The following is a 22,143-nucleotide window of genomic DNA, read 5'->3' as shown; positions in this document are numbered from 1 at the left end:
AGGGGAGGCGCGAGCCCACCGGCTGCCGGCCATCTTCTTTCCTGTCGGTATGGTTTACAAATTCCTAACGGTCGCGGATCGGGATTGGCGCAAATCCGCCAATGGCCCAGCTCTTGCTTGGCTGCGCGCATGTTCAGCAGGATCGCGCGTCTCTTCGTCATCAAGACCCGCCTCGAAGCGTTCGCCATCATCTACGCACTGGCGGTGGGAGCCGTTACCCGCGGCTTCGTCTATCTGCAGAAATATCCCGGAGTTCTCGGTTACCTGCTGTTCGCGGCCTGCACCGGGGCCGTGTTCATGGCCGGCGGCAAGCTGCTCGACGCGACGCGAGGGCCGCGCCACCGCCGCTCCAGCCTTCGCCGCATCGTCACCCGCGCCCGTACGTACGGCTGACCTGCGGTCGGCGCGATCGGCGCCCGCTGAAAGTTGGCGTGATACACCAACAGTCGGTATCTGTACGGCTGCGGCAATCCACGTTCTTCGGGCATTAATGGCGGAAAACCGCCATTCTCCGCACTTGGCACGGGCCTTGTAATTCTGTTGGCAACCCGCCGCGAGGCGGTTCGCAACAGGATCTAGGGAGCCAAGCCATGTTCGACCTCGACAATCTCAAGCAGGGTGTGATCGCCGCCGCTGCCGCCATCGTCCTCACCGCCACCGCGTTCGCCGCCGCTGCCGGCCCGGTCCGTGTCGCCGCAAATGCGGCACCGGTGGCCGTCCAGACCGCGCCCGTCCAGGTCGCCGCGATCGATGCGGAGGCAATCGTCCATGGCTGAGCCGATCCATGTCCGCCGCGAGGATCTGGTGCCGATGCCGCCGCAGCGGCTCCAGCCACCTCCGCGCCCCGGCGGTCCACGCCGCCCCGAGCCGCCAAGCCAGACTTTCAAGGATCTGCCGATGAGCATCTTCACGCGCACCCGCGACATCGTCGCCGCGAACTTCGCCGATCTGCTCGACAAGGCGGAAGACCCGGCCAAGATGATCCGGATGATCATCATGGAGATGGAGGAGACGCTCGTCGAAGTGCGTGCGTCCGCCGCCCGGACGATCGCCGACCAGAAGGAGATGCGCAGCCAGATCGCCCGCCTGCACAAGCTGCAGGACAGCTGGACCGAAAAGGCCGAGCTGGCGCTGTCCAAAGGTCGCGAAGACCTCGCCAAGGGCGCGCTCCAGGAGAAGAACAAAGCGGCCGACCTTGCCGACAGCCTCGCCCAGGAAATCGAGATGCTCGACGACGGACTGCGTGCCTCGGAAGGCGACATCGCCAAGCTGCAGACCAAGCTGCGCGATGCCCGGGTGCGTCAGAATGCGATCCAGAGCCGCTTCGAAAGCGCCCAGAACCGGGTGCGGATGCGGGAAGTCTATGCCGGGCCGCGGGTCGACGAAGCCTTTTCGCGCTTCGACCAGCTCGAACGCCACGCCGACCTCGCCGAGGCGCGCGCCGATGCGCTCGCGCTGGGCGCACCGCCGCAGAGCCTGGAGGACGAGATTGCCGAACTTCGCAACGCCGACAAGGTCGATGCCGAGCTGGCGGCGATGAAGGCGCGGCTCGCCGCAGGCCCGGAGGCCTGACCGATGGGCTCCGAGATCATCGTCATCCCGGCGATCTTCATCGGTCTGCCGTGGCTGATCCTGCATTACCTCACGCGCTGGAAGACCGCGGCGACCCTTACCACCGACGACGAGAAGCTGATCGAGGATCTCTACGACCTTGCCCGCCGCCTCGAAGACCGGGTGATCACCGTCGAACGGATCGTCGGCGCTGACAATCCCAACTGGCGCGCACTCGCCGCCGACCCCCTTCAATCCGGCCTCGAAGACCGGAACCAGGAAAGCCTCAGGAGGATCAAGTGAAACGCACCTTCCGTCTCGACCGCCGCAACGGCAAGCTCCTCGGCGTCTGCGCCGGCATCTCGAACATGACCGGCTGGGATGCCACCCTGGTCCGCGTCGGCATCGTCTTGATCACTCTGCTCGGTGCCTTTCCGTGGACCCTGCTCGCCTACGGCATCGCGGCCCTCATCGCCGACAAGAAGCCCGCGAGCCTCGCCGATCACGATGCGTACAAGGCGCCCCGCATGTCGGCGCGCGACTATCAGGAGCAGATGCGCGACATCGACCGTCGCATGATCGAGGTCGATTCCTACGTCGCGGGCTCGAACCGCCGCCTCGCTGACGAAATCGACCGGCTGCGCTGACGTTCAATTCGGGAGAAGAGACATGTCCGGCATGATCACCCTTGCAGCCCTCTCCACAGTCGCTCTGATCGGTCTTGGCCTGACCCTGCTCGCGTGCCTCAAGGCCTGGCAGGGCTGGCTCGATCTCAAGCGGCTCGAACTCGGCGCAGCGCCGCGGCATTCCACCGGGGGCAGCATGACCGAGCTGATCGAGATGGCCGATCTCAAGGAGCGCATCCGCAAGCTCGAATCGATCGCGGCCTGCGTCGACCTGTAAGCGTCCGGGGGGAAAGGCGGGGGAGCCTCGGCTCCCCGCCGCATTCATTCCTCGCTGAGGGCGCCTGCCGTCTCCAGCCGCACCCACGGATGACGCCGCTCGCCGTAGACCGAGACGGTCGGCTCCGGAAAATCCACTTCGGCAAAGGCGCCGACCGGAATCGTGACCATCCCCGGGCGCCCCTCGATACGGTAGAAGATTGTCGATCCGCAGTCCGGACAGAAATCGGTCCGGCTCCAGCGGCCTTCCGCATTGTGGCGAAACCGGCTGCGGCTCTCGCCCGCCACCGCCACCTGCGCATCGGCGAAGGTCGCGTTCCACGCAAAGGCGCTGCCGGTCCTCCGCTTGCAGGAGAGGCAGTGGCAGACCGAGTTTCGCACGGGCTCGCCGGTGCAGGTTGCCGTCAATTGTCCGCAGGCGCAGGCCGCACTCCGTACCCTGTCCATTGCCTTCATCCGTTCGATGGCGGCAGCGCCGCTCTTATTGCCCCAGCCGTCGTTTCTCGACCCGATGATCGCTGCCGGCCACATGCCAGACGTCGCCGAATTCGCTCTCGCTGAGCGGCTCCGGGCGGGCGCCGCCGAGCTTCTCGACGATTTCCGGTACGGTGTTGCTGTGGCCGATGATCAGCACCGGGCCGGGCTCGCGCGCCACTTCGGCGACGAGCCGGGCGGTATCGGCGGGGTCGTAGGTCTTGAGCGGCAGGCCCAGGGTGGACGCCAGCGGCGTCGCGGTCTCGCGAGCGCGGCGGGTGGTGCTGACGTAGATCGCCTTGGGCGGATCGGCGGCGAAGAAGGCGAGCAGGTCCTCGGCGTGCCGAAGCCCTTCGGGGGAAAGCCCCGGGTCGACGCCGTCGCCCTTTTCGAGATGACGCATGACGTAGACGTCGGGCGCGGCGGGTGTCGGATCCACGGCTTGAGCCTCCGCACGGTTGTAGGTGGATTCCCGCTCATGCCCGCCGGCGCAGGCGGCGAGCGGGAGCGCCAGGAGAATCGGAACGACGTGTCGAAAGCGCATGCTTCAGGCCCCTGCTTTGGTTGCGCCGATCCGTAACGCAGTTCGCGGCCGGAATCTCGCCGGATCTGACATCGGGCCCGGCTGGCAAGGCCGAGCATTATCGGTTAGAGGCGCGCCACGATCAAAAAGGCCGGCGCGTCCATCCAGCGCGACGGTAGAGGAGAGAGGATGACCAGCGATATCGAGCGCCCCAACCGGCCGGCGCTCTCCCTGCACGTGCCCGAGCCGAATGCGCGCCCGGGCGACGAGATCGACTTCAGCCACATAGCGATCCCGCCCGCGGGCAGCGTCCGCAAGCCGGACGTGTCCGCATCGCCCGCAGAGACGCACGAGCTTGTCTACTCGCTCGTCCGGGTGCTCGACGACGAGGGCAGGGCGGTCGGGATGTGGGATCCGCGGCTCGATCCGGATCAGCTGCGGCGCATTTACCGCGACATGGTGACGGTGCGGATCTTCGACGATCGCATGTACCGCGCCCAGCGTCAGGGCAAGACCAGCTTCTACATGAAGTCGACCGGCGAGGAGGCAGTGGCGGTCGCCGCCGCCCACGCGCTCGACCGCGACGACATGACCTTTCCGACCTATCGCCAGCAGGGAATCCTCGTCGCCCGCGGCTATCCGCTGCGCGACATGATGTGCCAGGTCTATTCGAACCGTGCCGATCCGTTGAAGGGCCGGCAGCTTCCGATCATGTATTCCTCCCGTGAATATGGCTTCTTCACCATCTCGGGCAATCTCGCGACCCAATATCCGCAGGCGGTGGGCTGGGCGATGGCGTCGGCGATCCGCGGCGACAGCCGCATCGCTTCGGCCTATATCGGCGACGGCTCCACCGCGGAGGGCGATTTCCATGCCGCGGTCACCTTCGCGGGCGTGTATCGCGCACCGGTCATCCTCAACGTCGTCAACAATCAGTGGGCGATCTCGTCCTTCTCCGGCATCGCCGGCGGCGAGCTCACCACCTTCGCGGCGCGTGCGGTCGGCTACGGCATCGCCGGCCTGCGCGTCGACGGCAACGATCCGCTGGCGGTGTTCGCGGCGACCCGCTGGGCCGCCGACCGCGCTCGCCTCAACCTCGGGCCGACCTTGATCGAAATGTTCACCTACCGAGTCGAGGGTCATTCGACCTCCGACGATCCCTCGGCCTACCGGCCCAAGAATGCCGGCGCAGCCTGGCCGCTCGGCGATCCGATCGCCCGGTTGAAGCAGCATCTCGTCCTGCTCGGCGAATGGGACGAGACCCGCGAAAGCGATCTGCTCGAAACGGTCGAAGCCGAAGTCCGCGCCGCCCAGCGCGAGGCGGAAAAGCAGGGGACTTTGGTCACCTCCTCGATCGAATTCCCGCAGGACGTCACCACGATGTTCGAGGACGTGTTCGAGGAGATGCCGTGGCACCTCAGGGAACAGCAGGCGCAGATGGTCGCCGAGCTGGAGGCGAAGCGCAAATGACGATCATGAACATGATCCAGGCGATCAACAGCGCTCACGACGTGATGATGGAACGCGACGACCGCGTCGTCGCGATGGGCGAAGATGTCGGCTTCTTCGGCGGCGTGTTTCGCGCGACCGAGCATCTGCAGAAGAAATATGGCAGGAGCCGCTGCTTCGATACGCCGATCTCGGAAAACGGGATCATCGGCACCGCGATCGGCATGGCCGCTTACGGCCTGCGCCCGGTCGCCGAAATCCAGTTCGCCGACTACATCTATCCTGCCTTCGACCAATTGGTCTCGGAAGCGGCGCGGATGCGCTATCGCACTGCCGGCGAATGGACCCTGCCGCTGACGGTGCGCTCGCCTTATGGCGGCGGCATCTTCGGCGGCCAGACCCACAGCCAGTCGCCGGAAAGCCTGTTCGCCCACGTCGCGGGCCTCAAGACGGTGATTCCGTCCAACCCCTACGATGCCAAGGGGCTGCTGATCGCGGCGATCGAGGATCCCGATCCGGTGCTCTTCTTCGAGCCCAAGCGGATCTACAACGGCCCGTTCGACGGCTTTTTCGATCGTCCGGTGACGCCCTGGGCCAAGCACCCCAAGGCGGAAGTGCCGGAGGGCCATTATACGGTGCCGCTCGGCAAGGCGGCGGTTGTCCGCGAGGGCGAGGCGGTGACCGTGGTCGCCTACGGCACCATGGTCCACGTCGTGCTCGCGACGATCGAGGCCGAAGGGATCGATGCCGAGGTGATCGATCTTCGCACCATCCTGCCGATCGACATGGACACGATCGAAGCCTCGGTGAAGAAGACCGGGCGCTGCGTCGTCGTCCACGAGGCGACCCGCACCGGCGGCTTCGGCGGCGAGCTCTCCGCGCTCGTCCAGGAACGCTGCTTCTACCATCTCGAAGCGCCGGTCCAGCGGGCGACCGGCTTCGACACGCCCTATCCCCATTCGCTGGAATGGGCCTATTTTCCCGGGCCGATCCGCATCGGCACCGCGATCAAGAAAGCTCTGGAGGTCTGATCGGTCATGGCGCGCTTCGCATTCAAGCTCCCCGACATCGGTGAAGGCATCGCCGAGGCCGAGATCGTCGCCTGGCACGTCAAGGTCGGTGACATGGTCAAGGAGGACCAGCAGATCGCCGACATGATGACCGACAAGGCGACAGTGGAGATGGAATCTCCGGTCGCGGGCCGGGTCGTCGAAGTGGCGGGCGAGGTCGGCGACCAGATCGCGATCGGCTCGGTGCTGGTCGTGTTCGAGACCGAGGCAGATGCCGTTTCCGGTGCGAAGCAGGATGGCACCGAGACGGAGGCCGGCGAGCGCATAGACACGGTGGCTCTGGCCGACGGGCTGATTGCGCCGACGCAGGCGCAGGAGGCCGCCGTGCCGAGTACGGCGGAGGAGCCCGCAGAAGCAAAATCCTCGCAAGAGCCGTTCGTCGCCGGTTCCTCAACGCAGCCTTCAGCAGACGCTCAGCTTCCGTCAACAGACGCCGAAGAACGCCCCGCGACTTCGCTCGGGGCGAGCGAGGGCGGTGGGGAAGGCGCGAGGAGGCCGCAAGTCCTCGCCTCTCCGGCGGTTCGTCAGCGCGCTCGCGATCTCGGCGTCGACCTCGCCGAGGTGAAGACCACCTCCGATCGCATCCGCCACGCCGATCTAGACGCCTACCTGCTCTACAATAATGGCGCGGTCGCGCGCAGCGGCGCGCCGCGTCGGCAGGACGAAGCGGTGAAGGTGGTCGGCCTCCGCCGCAAGATCGCCGAGAACATGGCTGAGGCGAAGCGCCGCATCCCGCATTTCACCCTGGTCGAGGAGTTCGACGTCACCGCGCTCGAACAGACGAGGGCGATGATGAATGCCGATCGGGGATCGAACCCGAAGCTGACGATGCTGCCCTTCCTGATCGCGGCGATGGCGAAGACGCTCGCCGACTATCCGCAAATCAACGCCCGCTACGATGACGACGAGAATGTCGTCTATCGCTCCGGCGCGGTGAACATGGGCATGGCCACCCAGACCCCGAACGGGCTGATGGTGCCGGTGATCCGCAGCGCCGAGACCAAGAGCGTGTGGGAAATCGCCGGCGAGATCCTTCGCCTCGCCGAGGCCGCCCGCACCGGCAAGGCCAGCCGCGACGAGCTGTCCGGATCCACCATCACCATCTCCAGCCTCGGACCGATGGGCGGCATCACCTCGACACCGGTGATCAACCGCCCCGAAGTGGCGATCATCGCGGTCAACAAGCTCGAGGAGAAAGCGGTGGTCGTCGACGGCGACCTCGAGATCCGCAAGCGCATGAACCTCTCCCTCTCCTGCGACCACCGCGTCGTCGACGGCTGGGATGCGGCGAGCTTCCTCCAGGACATGAAAAAACTGGTCGAGAACCCGCTGAAATTGCTGTCTTTGTAGAAACGTCAACTGGTACGCCGCCGGCGCTTTCTCCCCTCCCTGGAAGGGAGGGGCAGGGGGTGGGTGCCGCCGAGGCACTCGGCGGCTTTCGCGAGTATCGCTTCGACAACGCCATCCGGATTGTCGTTGACCTCGGAATTCCAGAAACGGATCACAGTCCAGCCCTGCGCGTGCAAATAGGCAGTCCGGTGCACGTCTTCCGCACTGTCGCAATGTTGCGTGCCATCGATTTCGACGACCAGCCGCGCCTCCCGGCAGGCCAAATCAGCGATGAACGGGCCAATCGGAAGCTGGCGCGTGAACTTGGGGCGGTAGCGCGAGATCGAGCGCCAGAGCGACCTTTCCTGCTCGGTGGCTCCGGTACGGAGCGCACGAGCTCGCTGCGTGCTAGCAGGATCGATGCGTCTGCGCATGCGACGAAAGTATCAGGAAACGGCGCTCCGCGCACCCACCCCCAGCCCCTCCCTTTCAGGGAGGGGAGTTCCCTCTATGCGGCCCCCACCTTGGGGCAGTAAGGCGCCCCCATGCCCGACACCGCTTCCACCACCCGCTCCGCCCCCGATCTCGAAGCGCTGCGCCTGCTCGACGATCGTCTTCGCTGGCTGTCCGCATGGACGATCCACAATGCCAACCACCTTCGCCCCTCGCCCGACGGGCTGAAAGTCGGCGGCCATCAGGCGTCGTGCGCGTCGATGACGGCGATCATGGCGGCGCTCTACTTCCATGCGCTCGGCCCCAACGACCGCGTCGCGGTCAAGCCGCATGCGGGGCCGGTGCTGCACGCCATTCATTATCTGCTCGGCAACCAGAGCCGGGCCCAGCTCGAGGCGTTTCGCGGGCTCGGCGGCGCGCAATCCTATCCGAGCCGGACCAAGGACCGGATCCCGGTCGATTTCTCGACCGGCTCGGTCGGCCTCGGCGTCGCGATCACCGCCTTCGAGAGCCTGGTTCAGGATTACATGCTCGCCCACGGCATGATCGCGCCGGCGGACACCGGACGCATGGTCGCCCTGCTCGGCGACGCCGAGCTCGACGAGGGCAATATCTACGAATGCCTGATCGAGGCTTCGAAGCACGACATCCGCAATTGCTGGTGGATCGTCGACTATAACCGCCAGTCGCTCGACGCGACCACCGCCGATCGAATGTTCAGCCGCTTCGACGAGATCTTCGCCAGCTGCGGCTGGCGGGTGGTCACCCTGAAGCACGGCACGCTGATGGAAGCGGCGTTCGCCGAGCCGGGCGGGGCGGCGCTGCGCGACTGGATCGATGCCTGCGGCAATGCCGATTATGCCGCGCTCACCTACCTGGGCGGCGGTGCCTGGCGCGAGCGCCTGGCGCGCGATCTCGGCGACGCGGTGGCGCCGCTCCTGGCCTCGCGTGACGACGATGCGCTGCAGGCGCTGATGACCAATCTCGCCGGCCACGACATGGCGAGCTTGGTCGAGGCGTTCGATCGCGCGGCGGACGACGTGCCGACCCTGTTCATCGCCTACACCGTCAAGGGCTACGGGCTGCCGTTCGCCGGCCACAAGGACAATCATGCCGGGCTGATGAACCCGGGGCAGATCGATGCTCTGCGCGAGCGCATGGGGATTGCGGACGGCGCGGAGTGGGAGCCGTGGGCCGGGCTCGGCGACAATGCCGCCGCCGCCGCGCAGGCTGCGGTCGCCGGCAGCCGCATCGCCCGCGAGAAACGCCCCCGCGTCTGGGATGTCGCCGAGGTTCCGGTGATCCCGGTTCCGACCGGCGAGGAGCAGTCGACCCAGGCGGCGTTCGGCCGCATCCTGCTCGATCTGTCGCGGATCGGCGGCCCTCTTGCCGATCGCATCGTCACCACCTCGCCCGACGTTACCGTCTCGACCAATCTCGGCGCTTGGGTAAATCAGCGCGGCCTGTTCCGCCGCCAGGAGCTCGCCGACGTGTTTGCCGCGGCGAAGATCCCGTCGGCGCAGAAATGGAGCGGCCACGCCGCCGGCCAGCATGTCGAACTCGGCATCGCCGAGAACAACCTGTTCCTGATGCTCGGCGCGCTCGGCCTTGCCGGCGATCTGTTCGGCGACCGGCTGTTCCCGATCGGCACCGTCTACGATCCGTTCATCGCCCGCGGCCTCGATGCGCTGAACTACGCCTGCTACCAGGATGCCCGCTTTCTGCTCGTGGCGACGCCGTCCGGCCTGACCTTGGGGCCGGAGGGCGGCGCCCACCAGTCGATCAACCCGCCCCTGATCGCGCTCGGCCAGCCCGGGCTGCGCCACTATGAGCCCGCCTTCGCCGACGAACTGGCGCTGCTGATGGAGGAGGCGTTCCGGCTGATGCAGCGCGAGGATGGCGAGAGCGTCTATCTGCGCCTCACCACCCGCACCATCCGCCAGATCGACCGCGCCGACGACAGCTGGAAGGCGGACGCGATCGCCGGCGGCTATTGGCTCCGTCCTCCGGCTGAAGACGCCGAGGCCGCGCTCGTCTACGCCGGTGCGCTGGCGCCCGAGGCGCTCGCCGCCTGGGAGGCTCTGCGCGACGATGTGCCCGGCCTCGGCCTGCTGGCGATCACCTCACCCGATCTCCTCCACCGAGGCTGGAGCGCACGCACCGCCGGACGTTGGACAGGGAAGGGCGCGACGCCCGCGCACGTCGAGCGCTTGCTTGCGCCGCTTGCCCCCGGCGCCGGCCTCGTCACCCTGCTCGACGGCGCACCCGCCGCCTTGTCGTGGCTCGGCGGCGTCCGCGGCCAGCGGGTCAGCCCGCTCGGGGTGGACCGCTTCGGCCAGACCGGCACGCTCGATGATCTCTACCGCGCCTACCGGTTGGACGTCGATGCGATCGTCGAAGCCGCCGCCGAGCTGTTTCTCGGCTGAGCCCGCGCGCGGAACAAAGCTGCTTCAGCCTCGCTCTTGCTGCAAATCAATGTTGGAGACAGTCTATGATCGGCAAGCTTCTCGGTGGATATGTGGGTTCGCGGGTCGGCGAGCGCTACGGCAATGAAGGCCTCAAAGGGGCCCTGATCGGCGTCGGCGCGAGCGCGCTCGCTCGCCGTGGCGCGGGTCCCCTCGCTTTGGTCGTCGGCGGTGCCTGGGTGGCGAAGAAGGTGCTCGAGAAGCGCCGCGGCAGGACCACCGCGACCCGCTGAAGCCCTCGCGAGTTCAACAAAGCCCTCTCCGCTTCCGCGGGGAGGGCTTTTTGCTGCTGGTCCAGCTCGCTTCAGGAGCTCAGAACCCTTCTTCGTCCTCGCCGCCATCGGCGGGCTCCCCGCGCGGCGGCGCCGGGCGGACGCGAACGTTCGACGGCGGTGGCGGCAGGTCGATGATCGGTCCGCCCTCGTCCTCCGGATAGGGGCCGTCGCCGCCATCGGCCGGGAAGCCGCCCTCCGCGGAAGGATCCACCCGCACCGTCAATCCATTGCCGTCGACGCCGACGCCGAGATCGATGCCCATGCCTTCGACCGGAATGGTGAAGTTGCCGCCAATCATGTTGCCGTCGTCGACTTCGGGCGGCGTCGCGATCGCCGGTGCGGCCGGCCGGGCAGGGCGGCTGCCGGTGGCCTGGGCGGTGAAATCCCGGAAGATGCGCGCCGGAAGGCCGCCGCCGGCGACGTTGCCGAGCGGGCTGTTGTCGTCGTTGCCGACCCAGACACCGACGACGAGATCGTCGGTGAAGCCGATGAACAGAGCGTCGCGATTGGCCTGGCTGGTGCCGGTCTTGCCGTAGACCGGGACCTCGAGCGCCGCGGCCCGGCCGGTGCCCTGCTGGACGACGCCGCCGAGCATCTCCTTCATCTCGTCGAAATGGGAATCCCGCGAGGCGCCGGCGACCGAACTGTCCCACATGCGCTGCCACCACGGCTTGTCGGGATCGTCGAGCCCGCGCGGCCGCACCGGATAGGCGCCGGCGGCGATCGCCGCATAGGCCGAGGTCATTTCGAGCAGGGTGACACCCGAAGTGCCGAGGGCAAGGCTCGGATTGGGATTGAGCGGGCTGGTGACGCCGAGATCCCGCGCCGCGCGAACCACCTTGTCCATGCCGACCCGCTGCGCCAGCCGCACCGCCGCGACGTTGCTCGACACGGCCAGCGCATCCTTCACCGTCATCGTGCCGCGATAGGCGTTGCCGTAATTCTTCGGCTGCCAGTCGCCGATGCGGAGCGGCGTATCCTCGATCGGATCGTCGGGATCCATGTCGGCACGCAAAGCGGCGAGATAGACGAACAATTTGAACGTCGATCCGGGCTGGCGCCGCGCCTGGGTGGCGCGGTTGAACGGGCTCTTGCGATAATCCTTGCCGCCGACCATCGCGACGACCCGGCCGTCGGGCCGCATCGCGACCAGGGCGACCTGCGCCTTGCCGAGGCCGGCACGGCGCACCGTCTGCAGCGCCGCTTTCTGCAGCCGCGCCTCGAGCGTCGTCTGCACCTCCTGGGCGCCATAGCCTTCTTCCTCGGCGGCGCCGCGGGCACGGGCGGCGGGCAGGACCCAGTCGGCGAAATAGGTTCCGGTCGGCACTTCCCGCTGCGGCTCGACCTTGAGCCGCGCCGGCTTGAGGCTGCGGCGCTGCGCCGGGGTCAGCAGATTCTGCTCGATCATCGCCGCGATCACCACCCGGCCGCGCTGCCGTGCCTGGTCGTAATTGCGAGTCGGGGCCAGCCGCGATGGGGCCTTGACCATGCCGGCGAGCATCGCCGCCTGGGCGATCGTCAGCTTCTCCGGCGGCACGCTGAAATAATGTTCGGAAGCGGCCCTCAGGCCATAGGTGTTGTCGCCGAAATAGACGTTCGACAGATAGCGTTCGAGGATCTCGTCCTTGGTCAGCCAGGCTTCGAGCCAGAAGGCGATCAGCACCTCCTGCGCCTTGCGGGCGGCGGTGCGTTCGGAACTGAGGAACGAGATTTTGGCGAGTTGCTGGGTGATCGTGCTGCCGCCCTCGCGCACGCCGCCGGCGCCGGCATTGCGCCAGGCGGCGCGGGCGATGCCGCGCAGCGAGATGCCGAGATGGTCGCGGAAGCGCCGATCCTCGATCGCGACGAAGGCATTGGGCACGTGCTTGGGCAGATCGGCGATTCGCACCGGCGCCCGAATGTCGGCGCCGCGGCGCGCGATCGGCTCCCCTTCGACCGACAGGAGGGTCAGGCTCGGCGCGGCGATCGGCTGCAGCGACTTGGACAGGGGCGCGGTGACCGCCAGCCAGGCGACCATCAGCATGAACAGAGCGGTGAGGCCGAGCACGACATGCTTCAGCCGCCAGCGCCGCCACCAGGATCGCTTCGGTGGCGGCCCCTCCGGCACGGAGAAATTGGGGCCGTAGCCCATTTCGTCGGCCGGCAACTCCTGCCATCTGCCTGAAGTGTCTATGCGCATGCGCGCTCCCTAGCGCCTTTCCCGGTCCGACCGAAACATTCGACGACTCGCAAGGATGCAACACCTACAGGCACGAACCCGGACGCGGTCTGAACGAAGTTCGCGCGTCCCGCGGCTCATGAGGCTTCCGCCGTGGTGGTGCCGCCGCGGAGGCGGCCCGGCGTCACCACAGAGGGCGCGATTCCGAACGATCCGAGGCCCTCGGGCCAGCGTCCGCCGGTGATCAGCGCTTCCACGATCGCCGCCATGGCGGGCGCGGTCTGCAGGCCGTAGCCGCCCTGGCCGACCAGCCAGAAAAAGCCTGGTGCCGCGTCGTCGAAGCCGGCGGTCGGAACGCGATCGGCGACGAAGGAGCGGAGACCCGCCCAGCGATGCGCGATCCGGCCGGCCGCCAGGCTGGTATATTGCTCCAGCTGGTGAGCGGCGAGGGCGACGTCATAGTCTTCGGGCTGAGCGTCGCCGGGTCCGTCCTCGACCTCGTCCACCGGGGAGATCAGCAGCCGTCCCGCCTCGGGCAGCATGTAGAAATCGCTCGCGGCGGTATGGACGAAGGGCCAGGCCGATACGTCGAGTTCCGGCGGGGGATCGACGACGATGATCGTGCGGCGCTTGGGCGCGAGGCCGATCGGGCGCACTCCGGCCAGCGCCGCCAGGTGATCGCCCCAGGCGCCGGCGGCGTTGATCAGGATCGGCGCCGACCAGCTTTCGCCCGACTCGCTGGTCACCTGCCAGCGGCCGGCACGATGCTCGATCGACGCGATCCGCCGGCCGGTCAGGATCGAACCGCCGGCGCGGCGCAATGCGCGGGCATGGGCCTGGAGGAGGGCATCGGCATCGAGCTTCAGGCTCGTCGGATCGAGGATCGCTCTCACTGCGCCGCTGGGTCCGGTCCGGAGCACCGGGCACAGATCGAGGATCTCGCCTTCATCGAGCCAGCGCATCGCATCGGTGAAGCGATCCATTTCGGCGCGCAGAGCCTCGAGAGCAGGCAATTGCGCCTTGCGGGCCACATAGAGCGACGGGGCGGTACGGGCGATTGCGGTGTCGCAAAGGCCATCGGGCTGATGTTCGTAGAAGGTCCGGCTCCAGGCGGTGAGGCCGCGCACCGCCGCATTGCCGATGCCGTAATGGCTGAACGACACGCTGCGGCCGGAGGAATGGTAGCCGAGCGCGTCCTCGCCCTCCAGGATCGTCACGCGTGCGTGTTTCGCAAGCGCAGAGGCTGCCGACAGGCCGGCGATGCCGCCGCCGATGACGAGGATGTCGCTCACGCCGGCTGCGTCGCGCTCGCTTCGCGGATCGCGCTCAGGATCCTGTCGGGATGGGTGTGATGGATCATATGGCCGCCGCCTTCTATCCGCCCGATCCGCCCCTTGGGCAAGAGCGCGGCGACCGCAGCCGCCTGGCGCGTCTCGTCGATGACCTTGTCCGATGTGCCGATCAGCACCTGCGCGGGGATCTGGATTTCGCCGATCGCGATCGTGCCTCCGGCCGAAAGCGGCAGGGTAGCGGCGGCATCCTCACCCTCGAAGACCAGCGCCTGCGGATCGAGGATGTCGGCAAACGGGTAGGTCTCGTGCCATGCGGCGGGGACGTCCTGCGGGTGGAACATGATCTTGTGGAACAGCGGCAAGGCCATCGCATCCAGCCGCATCGCCTCGGCGAAGCGGGAGAGCGCCGGCCCGGCAAGCGGTATGGCGCGCGGCGCGAGCAGAAGCTGTTCCATCAGCCGCGGCTCCGGAAAGGCGATTGGCGACAGCAATATCATCGCCGCGAACAGATCCGGATGACGCTCGGCCAGTGCCAGGGTGACGAGGCCGCCGAAGCTGTGCCCGACGACGATCGCGCGGCGGATGCCGAGCTGTTCCAGCCCTTCCGCAATCTGATCGGCCTGGTCGCGCGGCGTGCCTTCGAACCGCCGCCTGCGGCTGCGGCCATGGCCCGGTCGATCGACGGCCGTGACCCGGTGCGTCGGCGCGAGCGCCTGCGCCACCGGGCTCGTTCGCCAATCGTGGCTGGTGGTGAGGGCGCCGTGGATGAGGACGAGATCGGGTCCTGATCCGGTCTGGGCGGCGTGAAGGCTTCGGTCGCTGCCGAGATTGCATGTCTGTTCGTGCCACATGGCGGCTGAACGGCGCGCCGCCGCCGATGTTCATCCGCGCCAGATATTCTCCAGATGGCGCGGCAATCGGCCCGGCACGATGAAGATCGCGTCGATGCGGAGGATGTCGCCGGCACGGGCGTGAAGCGGCGCAAGCGCTTCGGCAGCCGCGGCGACGCGGCGGAGGCGATACTCGTCGAGTGCCAGATCGGCATCGGCGGCGGAGGCGCGTGCCTTTACCTCGACGAAGGCGAGGACATTGCCGCGCCGGGCGATCAGATCGATCTCGCCACGCGGCGTGCGCACCCGCCGGGCGAGGATCGTCCACAATTTCAGGCGAAGCCACCAGGCGGCCAGGGCCTCGGCCCTCCGGCCGCCGCGCTCCGCCTCCTGCCGGCTCATTTGAGCTTCAGCGCCCGTTCGTAAGCAAGCCTTTTCGGCACGCCGAGCTGCTCCGCGACCTCCGCCGCTGCCCGCGACGGGGACAGCTGCGCCATCGCCGCGCGCAGCGCCGCGTCGATGTCCGCCTCGCCGGCCGGTTCGGCAGCGCCCGGCGGTCCGACGACGATCACGATCTCGCCCTTCGGCGGGGCGTCGGCATAGCGCGCGGCGAGCTCCGACAAGGTGCCGGTCGCGGTCTCTTCGAATCTCTTGCTGATCTCGCGCACCACGGCTGCCTCGCGGTCGCCGAGACCGTCGTAGAGCGCCTGGAGCATCGATCCGAGCCGCGGGCCGCTTTCGTAAAGAACCAGGGTGGCGCGGATGCCCGCCACTTCGGCGATCGCACTTGCGCGGGGCCCGCCTTTGGGCGGCAGGAAGCCGAGAAACAGGAAGCGGTCGGTCGGCAGGCCGGCGAGCGTCAGGGCCGAGACGACCGCCGAGGGGCCCGGAATGGTGGTGACCGGGATGCCGGCCGCGCGGGCATCGCGCACCAGCTTGTAGCCCGGGTCGGAGATGAGCGGCGTGCCCGCGTCGGAGACGAGCGCAACCGCGCCGTCCCGCATGCGGGCGAGCAACTCCGGGCGTACCCGGTCGGCATTGTGATCATGGTAGGGCACCATCGGCCGCTTCACGCCGATATGGCTCAGCAATTTGGCGGTGACGCGGCTGTCCTCCACCGCGATCAGATCGGCGGCCGACAGGGTCGCCGCGGCGCGCGGGCTCAGATCGGAAAGATTGCCGATCGGCGTCGCGACGATATAGAGGCCGGGTTCGAGGGGCGTGTGCATGAGGGACGAGGTCATGGCAGAGCAGACATACCGGCCGCAAGCGCGGCGGTCGTTCATCGCGCTTGGCGCATCGTTGATCGTGCTGTCGCTTTCCGCCTGTCAGTTGGTGCCTTCGGCCGGGCCTCGGCGTCCGCCCGAGCCGACCAGGCCGGAAACCGAAGAGCCCGAGTTGGGCCCGGACACCACGACCGGGCTGCCGCAGGACGCGGACCGCCATCGCATCGCCGTGCTGGTCCCGCTCACCGGCGGCAATGCCGGAGTCGGGCAATCGATCGCCAACGCCGCCAATCTCGCTTTGCTCGACAGCGGCGGCGATCGCATCCGGATCACCGTCTACGACACCGCCAAAGGCGCCGAGACCGCGGCCAATCAGGCCGTCGCCGACGGCAATCGCCTCTTTCTCGGACCTCTTCTGGCGGAAGACGTGCGCGCGGCTGCGCCGATCGCGTCCCGCGCCCGCATTCCTGTCGTCGCTTTCTCGAACGATGCCAGCGTTGCCGGCGCCGGCACCTATCTGATGGGCTTCACGCCGGCACAGTCGATTTCGCGCGTGGTCCGCTACGCCCGCAGCGAAGGCGTCGAGCGGTTCGCGGCCCTGACTCCGGCGGGAGTGTACGGCCGTCGTGCCGGGCAGGCGATGATCGATGCGGTCAACCGCGGCGGCGGGCGTCTGGTCGGCATGCAGAGCTTCGATCGCGGCATTCCCGGGCTGCGCAGCGCCATCGTCAAGCTCAACACGCAAGGGACGTGGGACGCGATCGTGATCGCCGACAGCGGCCGTACCGCGATCACCGCGGCACCGACCCTGCGCAACGGCCCGAGCGGCAGCGCAAGAATCCTCGGCACCGAACTCTGGTCGACCGAGACCGATCTCGGCAAGACTCCGGGCCTGCGGGGCGCCTGGTATGCGGCGCCGTCGGATGCGATGTTCGAGCAGCTACGCACCCGCTACCGGGCGCGCTACGGCGCCAATCCCTATCGGCTCGCAAGCCTCGGCTATGACGCGGTCCTGCTCGCCGTCCGAGTCGGCAAGACCTGGCGCTTCGGCCGGCCGTTCCCGGAAGGCGAACTCCGCGATCGTGTCGGCTTCACCGGCATCGACGGCGCCTTCCGATTCGGCGCCGGCGGCGTCGCCGAGCGCGCGCTCGAGGTGCGCGAGGTCACTGCAACCGGAACCAAGGTGGTCTCCCCCGCGGCGCGCGAGTTCGACTGAGCGGACGAGCTTAAGCGGCGAGCTCCGCCAGGATCCCGTCCAGCAGCAGCATCCCATCGGACCTGGCGAACAGTCGCCCGTCGCGGCGTTCGACGAAGCCCTGCCGCTCCATCCGCGCTAGACCCTTGGCATCCAGCGCCCGCTCGATCCGCGCCAGCGTCACGCCCTCGCGCAGCCTTATTCCCATCAGCAGAGTCTCGAGCGCTTCGTCGTCGGCGCTGAGCGCCGCCTCTTCGACGATGCCATGGCCGTTGCGTCCGAGCGCTTTCAGCCAGTTTTCCGGTTTCTTGTGACGCTGAGTCGACGCGTGGCCGCGGCGGCCGTGGGCACCCGGGCCGACGCCGAGATAAGGATTGTAACGCCAGTAAGCGAGGTTGTGCCGGCTCTCCTCGCCGGGCCGCGCGTGGTTGGAGACTTCGTAGGCGGGGAGGCCGGCGGTGCCGGTGATCGCCTGGGTCATCTCGTAGAGCGACGCCGCCTCGTCCGGGTCCAGAGTCGGCAATTCGCCTTTCGCGGCGAGGGCTGCGAAGCGGGTGCCGGGTTCAATGGTCAACTGGTAGAGCGAGAGGTGGCCGGTGCCGAAACCGAGCGCGCGACGCAGTTCCGCCTCCCACGCGTCGGCGCTCTGGCCGGGCCGGGCGTAGATCAGGTCGAAGCTGACCCGCTCGAACACGCGCTGGGCGGTGTCGAGGGCAGCGAGACCCTCCGCGACGCCGTGGGCGCGGCCGAGGAAGCGCAGCACCTCGTCGTCGAGCGCCTGCAGGCCGAGCGAGACGCGGTTGACGCCGGCGGCGGCGAGATCGGCAAAACGTGCCGCCTCGACGGAGGACGGATTGGCCTCGAGCGTGATCTCGATGCCGTCGGCAAACCCCCAATGCCGCTCGGCCGCCGCGATCAGCGCCGCCACCGTCTCCGGCGGCATCAGCGACGGCGTGCCGCCGCCGAAGAAGATCGAGCCGAGCGGCGCCCGGCCGGGATAGACGCGCGCCTCATGCGCGAGGTCGCGCAGCAGCGCGTCGCGCCAGACCTCTTGATCGACTGCCTCGCGAACGTGGCTGTTGAAGTCGCAATAGGGGCATTTCGAGACGCAGAACGGCCAATGGACGTAGAGCGCCAGCGGCGGGGTTTCCTGGCCTGCAGGCGCAAGGGAGTCGGAGAAGCGGGCTCCGCTATCACGCTCGGAAGATCCTCCCCGGGACGGGGAGGGGGACCGCCGCCGCAAGGCGGTGGTGGAGGGGGTGCCGAGACCCGCTCCGAAGCTCTTATTACCCCGCTCGGAGTGGGTCTCCGAACCCCCTCCACCGCCTTGCAGGCGGTCCCCCTTCCCGTGCCGGGGAGGATCTAATGCTGTTCCCTCGGAAACGGGCATCCGAGCCTCGAAAGGCGTGACCCGGCTCACAGCAAGGCTTCGACCAGCTTCCTGAACGCATCGGCGCGATGGCTGATCGCATGCTTCGCGTCCGGATCCATTTCGCCGAACGTCAGATCGTGTCCGGCCGGCTGGAACATCGCATCGTAGCCGAAGCCCTTGTCGCCCCGTGGCGGCCAGACCAGAACGCCGTCGACGCGGCCCTCGAACCATTCGCTTCGCCCATCCGGCCACACCACTGCCAATGCGCATACGAAATGTGCATTCCTGCCGGTCTCGGGCCCGAGCGCCTCCAGTTCGTCATGGACTCGGCGCATGGCGCGGTTGAAGTCGCGGTCGCCGGTGATTTCGCCGGGGCCGGCTTCCGGTGCCACGGCCGGGTCGCCGCCGAGCGCCCAGCGCGCCGAGAAGATGCCGGGGCGGTTGCCGAGCGCTTCGACGCACAGGCCGCTATCGTCGGCGAGCGCGGGCAGACCGCTGAGATCCGCCGCCTGCCGCGCCTTGAGATCGGCATTGTCGACGAAGGTGGTGCCGATTTCCTCCGGCTCGGGCAGGTCGAGCTCGGCCGCCGAGACCGGTTCGATGCCGTAGGGGCCGAGCAGGTCGCGTATCTCGCGGACCTTGCCCTGATTGTGGCTGGCGATGACCAGTCGCCCGGCCTCGAGCTTTCTCATCGTCCGGTCGCCCGATCCTGCGCTGCGAATATCTGGGTACAGCCGATGCGGGCGAGACGAAGCAACCGGAGCAGCCCTTCCTCGTCATACGTCTCGCCTTCCGCCGTCGCCTGTGCCTCGACGATGTTGCCGTTGCCGGTCAGCACGAAATTGCCGTCGGCGCCGGCGTTTGAATCCTCGTCATAATCGAGATCGAGCACGGCCGTGCCGTTGTAGATGCCGCAGCTCACCGCCGCGACCTTGTCGCGGATCGGATCGACATTGAGCAGGCCCTGCTTCATGATTCCGTCGATGGCGATGCGGAGTGCGACCCAGGCGCCGGAGATGGCCGCCGTCCGGGTGCCGCCGTCCGCCTGGATGACGTCGCAGTCGAGGGTAATCTGGCGCTCGCCGAGTTTCTCGAGATCGACCACAGCGCGCAGCGAGCGGCCGATCAGGCGCTGGATTTCCTGCGTGCGGCCGGATTGCTTGCCCGACGCCGCCTCGCGGCGGCCGCGCGTGTGGGTGGCGCGGGGCAGCATGCCATATTCTGCCGTCACCCAGCCCTTGCCCTTCCCGCGCAGCCAGGGCGGCAGATTTGTCTCGACCGAAGCGGTGCACAGCACGCGCGTGTCGCCGAAGGAAATAAGGCAGCTTCCCTCGGCATGACGGGTGAATCCCGCCTCCATGACGATCTCGCGCATCTGGTCGGGCGCGCGTCCGGATGGGCGCATGGTGGTCCTTTCTCGATTGATCGCCGCGCCTTACCGGCGGGGGGCGAGATAATCCAGCCCGGGCGGGAAGGATCGAACCCGTCAGGTCCGATGTTGTCCTCGCCTCAACAGGAGACGGTCATGCGCGCACCCAAGCACATCTTCCTCGCCGCAGGTCTCGCGCTTGCCGCCTGCGGCGACAATGGCGGTTCCGAAAACTCGGCGGCGGACGCCAACGCCATTTCCGAGGACCCATTCGGCGCCACCGGCGCGCCGGGTGCGGATCTCACCGACAATGGCGTGACCGACGGCGCCAACGGGCTCGCGGACGTGAACGGGGTCTAGCTTTGCTCCGCGCTCGGGGCGGATCGGCGCTTACCAATAGGTCGCGTACAGAGCGACCAGGATGACGATCACGCCGAGGCTGGCGATGTTGAACGAGGGGGTCGTCGCGTAGCTGACGTCCCGAGTGACGATGATGTTCTTGTCGGCGCGATGCGGGGTGAGCAGCGACACAACCACCGCCAGTGCGAGCGAAGCAAGGAAGACCAGGCCCATCCGATCCATGAAAGGCAGATCGGGAACCGCCACCTTGCCGAGCCACGACAGCACCACCGATGCGACCGCAGCGGCGATGGCGCCGCCCTCGGTGGCGCGCTTCCAGAACAGGCCGAGCATGAACATGACGACGATGCCCGGCGTGAAGAAGCCGGTGAATTCCTGGATAAACTGGAAGGCCTGGTCGGATTTGCCGAGCAGGGGGCGCGCGACCAGCACCGCGATGACAACCGACACAGCCGCAGCGATGCGGCCGACGAGGACGAGCTCACGCTCGCGCTTCGCCTGCGCCGGATCCTTGGTGCTGGCGGCGGCATCGGCGATGTCGCCTTCCGGGACCGGCACGCCCGGCGCGCGCTTGAACTTGGCGTAGAGATCGAGGGTGAAGATGGTCGCGATCGAATTGATCTTCGATGCGGTCGAGGCGATGATCGCCGCCACCAGCGCCGAGAAGACGAGGCCGAGAATGCCTGCCGGCAGGTAGCTCAGCATGGTCGGATAGGCCTGGTCGGGCTTTTCGAGGCCGGGTGCCAGGATCACGGCGGCGATGCCGGGCACGACCACGATCAACGGCATCAGCAGCTTCAAGTAGGCGGCGAAGACGACGCCCTTCTGCGCTTCCTGGATGTTCTTGGCGGCAAGCGCGCGCTGGATGATATATTGATTGAAGCCCCAGTAGCTGAGGTTGGCGATCCACATGCCGCCGATCAGCACCGAGATACCCGGCAGCTCCTTGTAGTGCGGGCTGTCGGGCGAGAGGATCATGTCGAAATGCTCGGGCAGGCGCTGGAGCAGGGTCGAGAAGCCGCCGACGATCCCGGCCTCCCCGCCGATCTCGTTCAGGGTGATGCCGGATACGAGCAGGCCGCCCATCACCAGCAAGGTGACCTGGACGATGTCGGTCAGCGCAACGGCCTTGAGACCGCCCTTCAGCTGATACAGCAGAGCGAAGGCGCCCAGGGCGAAGATGGCGACGTCCTGGTTGACGCCGGCGACGCGGTTGACCGCAATCGAGCCGAGCCAGATGATCGAGGTCAGGTTCACGAACACGTAGAGGGCCAGCCAGAAGAGGGCCATCAACGTCCTGATGTTGCGGCCGAAGCGCTGCTCCAGGAACTGGGGCATCGTGTAGATGCCGTTGCGCAGGAAGATGGGCAGGAAGAACTTGCCGACGATCAGCAGGGTGAGTGCCGCCATCCACTCGTAGGAGGCGATCGCGAGACCGATCACGTAGCCCGATCCCGACATGCCGACGATCTGCTCGGCCGAGATGTTGGCGGCGATCAGCGACGCGCCGATCGCCCACCATGGCAGCGACTTCGACGCCAGGAAATAGTCGGACGTGTCCTTTTCGTGCCCCGCTTTTTCGCGGCTGACATATTGCGCGAGCAGGAAGATGCCGATCGCGTAGGCGACCACGACGACGATATCGATAGTGGCAAGGTGCACGTCCGGTCCTCCCGCGAAATCCGCGCGGATTGGCTCCGCGTCGGATGGTCCCGATCCCCGGCGGGCTTTCCACCGCCGCGGGACTCGGGTGTGTCGAAACTGTGTGCGGCAATGTTGCCGTCACGGCGTGTGGAATTATAGGATTAATCGGCCGTGTCCAGTCGGCGATTGCGCGCAGGTGGCGCGCT

General features: G+C 67.6%; 25 protein-coding genes. 13 read left to right on the top strand and 12 right to left on the bottom strand.

All coding sequences use genetic code 11. From position 1 onward, the window contains the following. Nucleotides 1–129 precede the first annotated feature (129 nt). From ETR14_RS01615 to ETR14_RS01590, 6 genes are all read left to right on the top strand, one after another. Nucleotides 130–393, top strand: coding sequence for a hypothetical protein (locus tag ETR14_RS01615; protein ID WP_243455716.1), 264 nt, complete (start codon nucleotides 130–132; stop codon nucleotides 391–393). 197 nt (nucleotides 394–590) lie between these two features. After that, complete coding sequence (locus ETR14_RS01610) at nucleotides 591–776, top strand: hypothetical protein (protein ID WP_129383056.1); 186 nt, start codon at nucleotides 591–593, stop codon at nucleotides 774–776. Nucleotides 777–897: 121 nt separating this feature from the next. After that, entirely contained in the window at nucleotides 898–1,572 is a 675-nt protein-coding gene (gene pspA, locus ETR14_RS01605) for a phage shock protein PspA (protein WP_129391160.1), read from the top strand. Between the two features lie 3 nt (nucleotides 1,573–1,575). Next, nucleotides 1,576–1,854, top strand: coding sequence for an envelope stress response membrane protein PspB (gene pspB, locus ETR14_RS01600; protein WP_129383055.1), 279 nt, complete (start codon nucleotides 1,576–1,578; stop codon nucleotides 1,852–1,854). Further along, nucleotides 1,851–2,198 (top strand): PspC domain-containing protein, encoded by a 348-nt coding sequence (locus ETR14_RS01595; RefSeq protein WP_129383054.1) that lies wholly within the window; start codon nucleotides 1,851–1,853, stop codon nucleotides 2,196–2,198. The genes pspB and ETR14_RS01595 overlap by 4 nt, the downstream gene beginning before the upstream one ends. 22 nt (nucleotides 2,199–2,220) lie before the next feature. Then, nucleotides 2,221–2,454 carry a hypothetical protein gene (locus ETR14_RS01590; protein WP_129383053.1) on the top strand — a complete coding sequence of 78 codons (234 nt, stop codon included), beginning with the start codon at nucleotides 2,221–2,223 and terminating at the stop codon, nucleotides 2,452–2,454. Between the two features lie 44 nt (nucleotides 2,455–2,498). On the opposite strand, the gene ETR14_RS01585 is transcribed toward ETR14_RS01590, so the two are convergent. After that, nucleotides 2,499–2,900 carry a GFA family protein gene (locus tag ETR14_RS01585; RefSeq protein WP_129383052.1) on the bottom strand — a complete coding sequence of 134 codons (402 nt, stop codon included), beginning with the start codon at nucleotides 2,898–2,900 and terminating at the stop codon, nucleotides 2,499–2,501. Nucleotides 2,901–2,934: 34 nt separating this feature from the next. Then, entirely contained in the window at nucleotides 2,935–3,471 is a 537-nt protein-coding gene (locus ETR14_RS01580) for a histidine phosphatase family protein (RefSeq protein ID WP_129383051.1), read from the bottom strand. A gap of 168 nt (nucleotides 3,472–3,639) precedes the next feature. On the opposite strand from ETR14_RS01580, the gene ETR14_RS01575 reads away from it, so the two are divergent. The 3 genes from ETR14_RS01575 to ETR14_RS01565 are packed head-to-tail and all read left to right on the top strand — an operon-like array spanning nucleotide 3,640 to nucleotide 7,319. Then, nucleotides 3,640–4,920: a 3-methyl-2-oxobutanoate dehydrogenase (2-methylpropanoyl-transferring) subunit alpha gene (locus ETR14_RS01575; protein WP_129383050.1), complete on the top strand. Its 1,281-nt coding sequence runs from the start codon at nucleotides 3,640–3,642 to the stop codon at nucleotides 4,918–4,920. Nucleotides 4,921–4,925: 5 nt separating this feature from the next. Then, the gene (locus tag ETR14_RS01570) at nucleotides 4,926–5,930 is read left to right on the top strand and encodes an alpha-ketoacid dehydrogenase subunit beta (protein WP_129391157.1); all 1,005 of its coding nucleotides are present in this window, start codon (nucleotides 4,926–4,928) and stop codon (nucleotides 5,928–5,930) included. Nucleotides 5,931–5,936: 6 nt separating this feature from the next. Beyond that, nucleotides 5,937–7,319, top strand: coding sequence for a dihydrolipoamide acetyltransferase family protein (locus tag ETR14_RS01565; protein ID WP_129383049.1), 1,383 nt, complete (start codon nucleotides 5,937–5,939; stop codon nucleotides 7,317–7,319). Between the two features lie 5 nt (nucleotides 7,320–7,324). On the opposite strand, the gene ETR14_RS01560 is transcribed toward ETR14_RS01565, so the two are convergent. After that, nucleotides 7,325–7,732 (bottom strand): endonuclease domain-containing protein, encoded by a 408-nt coding sequence (locus ETR14_RS01560; RefSeq protein WP_129383048.1) that lies wholly within the window; start codon nucleotides 7,730–7,732, stop codon nucleotides 7,325–7,327. Nucleotides 7,733–7,843: 111 nt separating this feature from the next. On the opposite strand from ETR14_RS01560, the gene ETR14_RS01555 reads away from it, so the two are divergent. Both ETR14_RS01555 and ETR14_RS01550 read left to right on the top strand, forming a co-directional pair. Beyond that, nucleotides 7,844–10,177: a transketolase gene (locus ETR14_RS01555; protein WP_129383047.1), complete on the top strand. Its 2,334-nt coding sequence runs from the start codon at nucleotides 7,844–7,846 to the stop codon at nucleotides 10,175–10,177. A 65-nt stretch (nucleotides 10,178–10,242) separates the two neighbouring features. Then, a complete protein-coding gene (locus tag ETR14_RS01550; RefSeq protein ID WP_129383046.1) occupies nucleotides 10,243–10,449 on the top strand; it encodes a hypothetical protein in 207 nt (68 codons plus the stop codon). Nucleotides 10,450–10,528: 79 nt separating this feature from the next. Here the strand turns inward: ETR14_RS01550 and ETR14_RS01545 are convergent, their stop codons facing one another. The 5 genes from ETR14_RS01545 to rsmI form a co-directional block, all read right to left on the bottom strand. After that, the gene (locus ETR14_RS01545; protein ID WP_129383045.1) at nucleotides 10,529–12,670 is read right to left on the bottom strand and encodes a transglycosylase domain-containing protein; all 2,142 of its coding nucleotides are present in this window, start codon (nucleotides 12,668–12,670) and stop codon (nucleotides 10,529–10,531) included. 116 nt (nucleotides 12,671–12,786) lie between these two features. Further along, on the bottom strand, nucleotides 12,787–13,941 hold the full coding sequence (locus ETR14_RS01540) for an FAD-binding oxidoreductase (protein WP_129383044.1): 1,155 nt from the start codon (nucleotides 13,939–13,941) through the stop codon (nucleotides 12,787–12,789). Next, entirely contained in the window at nucleotides 13,938–14,792 is an 855-nt protein-coding gene (locus ETR14_RS01535) for an alpha/beta fold hydrolase (RefSeq protein WP_129383043.1), read from the bottom strand. The genes ETR14_RS01540 and ETR14_RS01535 overlap by 4 nt, the downstream gene beginning before the upstream one ends. A gap of 30 nt (nucleotides 14,793–14,822) precedes the next feature. Further along, nucleotides 14,823–15,173 (bottom strand): YraN family protein, encoded by a 351-nt coding sequence (locus tag ETR14_RS01530; protein WP_129383042.1) that lies wholly within the window; start codon nucleotides 15,171–15,173, stop codon nucleotides 14,823–14,825. Continuing rightward, on the bottom strand, nucleotides 15,170–16,000 hold the full coding sequence (gene rsmI, locus ETR14_RS01525; RefSeq protein ID WP_129391154.1) for a 16S rRNA (cytidine(1402)-2'-O)-methyltransferase: 831 nt from the start codon (nucleotides 15,998–16,000) through the stop codon (nucleotides 15,170–15,172). The genes ETR14_RS01530 and rsmI overlap by 4 nt, the downstream gene beginning before the upstream one ends. Before the next feature lie 13 nt (nucleotides 16,001–16,013). On the opposite strand from rsmI, the gene ETR14_RS01520 reads away from it, so the two are divergent. Beyond that, nucleotides 16,014–17,213 carry a penicillin-binding protein activator gene (locus tag ETR14_RS01520; protein ID WP_129383041.1) on the top strand — a complete coding sequence of 400 codons (1,200 nt, stop codon included), beginning with the start codon at nucleotides 16,014–16,016 and terminating at the stop codon, nucleotides 17,211–17,213. A 10-nt stretch (nucleotides 17,214–17,223) separates the two neighbouring features. Here the strand turns inward: ETR14_RS01520 and hemW are convergent, their stop codons facing one another. The 3 genes from hemW to rph form a co-directional block, all read right to left on the bottom strand. Then, nucleotides 17,224–18,330 carry a radical SAM family heme chaperone HemW gene (gene hemW / locus ETR14_RS01515; RefSeq protein WP_243455966.1) on the bottom strand — a complete coding sequence of 369 codons (1,107 nt, stop codon included), beginning with the start codon at nucleotides 18,328–18,330 and terminating at the stop codon, nucleotides 17,224–17,226. Nucleotides 18,331–18,608: 278 nt separating this feature from the next. Further along, nucleotides 18,609–19,256, bottom strand: coding sequence for an RdgB/HAM1 family non-canonical purine NTP pyrophosphatase (gene rdgB, locus ETR14_RS01510; protein WP_129383039.1), 648 nt, complete (start codon nucleotides 19,254–19,256; stop codon nucleotides 18,609–18,611). Continuing rightward, the gene (gene rph / locus ETR14_RS01505) at nucleotides 19,253–19,969 is read right to left on the bottom strand and encodes a ribonuclease PH (RefSeq protein WP_129383038.1); all 717 of its coding nucleotides are present in this window, start codon (nucleotides 19,967–19,969) and stop codon (nucleotides 19,253–19,255) included. Before rph ends, rdgB begins: the two co-directional genes overlap by 4 nt. A gap of 120 nt (nucleotides 19,970–20,089) precedes the next feature. Between rph and ETR14_RS01500 the strand changes: the two genes are divergently transcribed. Then, nucleotides 20,090–20,293: a hypothetical protein gene (locus tag ETR14_RS01500; protein ID WP_129383037.1), complete on the top strand. Its 204-nt coding sequence runs from the start codon at nucleotides 20,090–20,092 to the stop codon at nucleotides 20,291–20,293. A 30-nt stretch (nucleotides 20,294–20,323) separates the two neighbouring features. Here ETR14_RS01500 and ETR14_RS01495 read toward each other — a convergent pair whose 3' ends face one another. Continuing rightward, entirely contained in the window at nucleotides 20,324–21,955 is a 1,632-nt protein-coding gene (locus tag ETR14_RS01495) for a sodium/sugar symporter (protein WP_129383036.1), read from the bottom strand. Between the last annotated feature and the right edge of the window lie 188 nt (nucleotides 21,956–22,143).

Origin of the sequence: Sphingosinicella sp. BN140058, assembly GCF_004135585.1 — a bacterium.
Taxonomy (GTDB): domain Bacteria; phylum Pseudomonadota; class Alphaproteobacteria; order Sphingomonadales; family Sphingomonadaceae; genus Allosphingosinicella.
The sequence above is the reverse complement of the archived record's forward strand: the minus strand, read 5'-3'. Positions and strand labels throughout refer to the sequence as shown.

What these genes read in the sequence shown, in the direction of transcription:
- ETR14_RS01590 (WP_129383053.1), top strand. Translation starts at nt 2,221, where the DNA reads ATGTCCGGCATGATCACCCTTGCAGCCCTCTCCACAGTCGCTCTGATC.
- ETR14_RS01575 (WP_129383050.1), top strand. Translation starts at nt 3,640, where the DNA reads ATGACCAGCGATATCGAGCGCCCCAACCGGCCGGCGCTCTCCCTGCAC.
- ETR14_RS01530 (WP_129383042.1), bottom strand. Translation starts at nt 15,173, where the DNA reads ATGAGCCGGCAGGAGGCGGAGCGCGGCGGCCGGAGGGCCGAGGCCCTG.
- ETR14_RS01570 (WP_129391157.1), top strand. Translation starts at nt 4,926, where the DNA reads ATGAACATGATCCAGGCGATCAACAGCGCTCACGACGTGATGATGGAA.
- ETR14_RS01545 (WP_129383045.1), bottom strand. Translation starts at nt 12,670, where the DNA reads ATGCGCATAGACACTTCAGGCAGATGGCAGGAGTTGCCGGCCGACGAA.
- rph (WP_129383038.1), bottom strand. Translation starts at nt 19,969, where the DNA reads ATGCGCCCATCCGGACGCGCGCCCGACCAGATGCGCGAGATCGTCATG.
- ETR14_RS01555 (WP_129383047.1), top strand. Translation starts at nt 7,844, where the DNA reads ATGCCCGACACCGCTTCCACCACCCGCTCCGCCCCCGATCTCGAAGCG.
- ETR14_RS01615 (WP_243455716.1), top strand. Translation starts at nt 130, where the DNA reads ATGTTCAGCAGGATCGCGCGTCTCTTCGTCATCAAGACCCGCCTCGAA.
- ETR14_RS01550 (WP_129383046.1), top strand. Translation starts at nt 10,243, where the DNA reads ATGATCGGCAAGCTTCTCGGTGGATATGTGGGTTCGCGGGTCGGCGAG.
- ETR14_RS01520 (WP_129383041.1), top strand. Translation starts at nt 16,014, where the DNA reads ATGGCAGAGCAGACATACCGGCCGCAAGCGCGGCGGTCGTTCATCGCG.
- rdgB (WP_129383039.1), bottom strand. Translation starts at nt 19,256, where the DNA reads ATGAGAAAGCTCGAGGCCGGGCGACTGGTCATCGCCAGCCACAATCAG.
- pspA (WP_129391160.1), top strand. Translation starts at nt 898, where the DNA reads ATGAGCATCTTCACGCGCACCCGCGACATCGTCGCCGCGAACTTCGCC.
- pspB (WP_129383055.1), top strand. Translation starts at nt 1,576, where the DNA reads ATGGGCTCCGAGATCATCGTCATCCCGGCGATCTTCATCGGTCTGCCG.
- ETR14_RS01535 (WP_129383043.1), bottom strand. Translation starts at nt 14,792, where the DNA reads ATGTGGCACGAACAGACATGCAATCTCGGCAGCGACCGAAGCCTTCAC.
- ETR14_RS01585 (WP_129383052.1), bottom strand. Translation starts at nt 2,900, where the DNA reads ATGGACAGGGTACGGAGTGCGGCCTGCGCCTGCGGACAATTGACGGCA.
- ETR14_RS01580 (WP_129383051.1), bottom strand. Translation starts at nt 3,471, where the DNA reads ATGCGCTTTCGACACGTCGTTCCGATTCTCCTGGCGCTCCCGCTCGCC.
- rsmI (WP_129391154.1), bottom strand. Translation starts at nt 16,000, where the DNA reads ATGCACACGCCCCTCGAACCCGGCCTCTATATCGTCGCGACGCCGATC.
- ETR14_RS01565 (WP_129383049.1), top strand. Translation starts at nt 5,937, where the DNA reads ATGGCGCGCTTCGCATTCAAGCTCCCCGACATCGGTGAAGGCATCGCC.
- ETR14_RS01500 (WP_129383037.1), top strand. Translation starts at nt 20,090, where the DNA reads ATGCGCGCACCCAAGCACATCTTCCTCGCCGCAGGTCTCGCGCTTGCC.
- ETR14_RS01610 (WP_129383056.1), top strand. Translation starts at nt 591, where the DNA reads ATGTTCGACCTCGACAATCTCAAGCAGGGTGTGATCGCCGCCGCTGCC.
- ETR14_RS01560 (WP_129383048.1), bottom strand. Translation starts at nt 7,732, where the DNA reads ATGCGCAGACGCATCGATCCTGCTAGCACGCAGCGAGCTCGTGCGCTC.